2 protein-coding genes are annotated in these 1,512 nt (G+C 60.1%); both read right to left on the bottom strand.

Features of this window, described 5'->3' with window-relative positions:
• Window positions 1–217: 217 nt before the first annotated feature.
• Window positions 218–1,210, bottom strand: a complete 993-nt coding sequence (araD1, locus tag BUE38_RS22070) for an AraD1 family protein (protein WP_073437399.1) — start codon at window positions 1,208–1,210, stop codon at window positions 218–220.
• 92 nt (window positions 1,211–1,302) lie between these two features.
• Window positions 1,303–1,512: TRAP transporter large permease subunit (locus BUE38_RS22065; protein WP_143166438.1), on the bottom strand; the 210-nt coding region annotated here is incomplete at its 5' end.

Genomic DNA, 1,512 nt, shown 5'->3' with positions numbered 1-1,512 from the left:
TCCAGCGTCTCGCCGGTGGCCGGATTGATGCCGTGGATGGGGCGGCCAGAGGCCAGTACCGCCTGGCTGCCGATCAGTTGCTTGCCTTCGAGAGACATATCAGCTCCTGTGTGATGTGTTCCAGCATTTCCACTCTCATTCCCGGTACTGATTCTCGGTGCTAACTTCCCGAGGTACAGGTACCGGAAAAGGAACAGAAACGAGGGTCAAGACATGGTTATAGGGTGTTGACGGTAACGACATCATTATCGTCATCCGGTGTTGCAAGAGGGTTGCGCAGACTGCGGCCAAAGGCGGGCAGCTCGATTTCGAAGCGATCACCCGGCTCGACACGAATGTTGTCGGCAAAACTTAGTGTTGCGGTGCCGAAGAAATGAACATGGACGTCGCCCGGGCGGCGGAAACTGTGGTACTTGAAGTGGTGATGCTCGAGGTTGGCGATACTGTGGGCCATATTGTCCTCGCCGGTGAGGAATGGCTTCTCCCACAAGGTGTTGCCGTTGCGGATGATGCGGCTGGTGCCTTCCAGGTGAGCGGGCAGCTCACCAACCAGCAGCTCAGGGCCGAAGCTGCAGGAGCGCAGCTTGGAGTGCGCCAACCATAGATAATTGAAGCGCTCGGTGACATGGTCGGAGAACTCGTTGCCGATGGCGAAGCCCAGGCGGTGTGGCGTCCCCTGATCATCGATGACATAGAGGCCGGCCAGCTCAGGCTCCTCGCCCGCATCCTCGGCAAAGCCCGGCCAGGGGAGTTCGGCTTCCGGTGCCACGACGCAGTCGCCATCCCCCTTGTAGAACCATTCCGGCTGCGCCCCGACCTGGCCCGGTGAGGGCTTGCCACCTTCGACACCGAGTTTGAACATGCGCATCGAGTCGGTCAGTTCTTCTTCGCTGGCCGACTGCGCCTTGGCATGCATGGCCGAACGGGTATCGGCGCTGCCGAGATGGGTCAGGCCGGTGCCGGTGACCAGACAGTGTGCCGGGTCGGCATGGGTGAGGGGCGGCAGCAGACGCTGTGTCGCGATGAGGTCTGCGTAATCCAGCCGAGTATCCGTCAGACTGGCTTCGACGACCTCGCTGAACGGTTTGCCGGACGCCATGGCCGAGCGGGCCAGGCTGTAGGTGTCGCCATTGGCGAGGCGTACTGTGGTGTCATTCTCCACCAGGGCTGCATGGGTGCGTCCCTCGTGCAGGCACTGAATCAAGCGCATCCTGTTTTCCTCCTCAGCCTGTCACCTATGATACATGCGGGACAGCTTGCCATGTTCAATAAATAAATCCAAATGTTGTACATACTAGCTGGTTAAACCAACCACAGGGCCATGTTGGGCCACATCAGCAGGGCCGCAAGGACACAGAGCTGCAGGGCAATGAACGGCAGCAGCGAGACGAAGATGTCCTTGAGGCTGATGCCCGGCGGTGCCACGCCCTTGAGATAGAAGGCGGCCGGCCCGAAGGGCGGCGACAGGAAGGACACCTGCATGTTGACCGCGAACAGGATGCCGAACCAGAT

The sequence above is a fragment of the Halomonas cupida genome (genome assembly GCF_900142755.1).
Lineage (GTDB): Bacteria > Pseudomonadota > Gammaproteobacteria > Pseudomonadales > Halomonadaceae > Halomonas > Halomonas cupida.
Note: the sequence above shows the minus strand (reverse complement) of the source record. Positions and strands in the feature narration are given on the sequence as shown.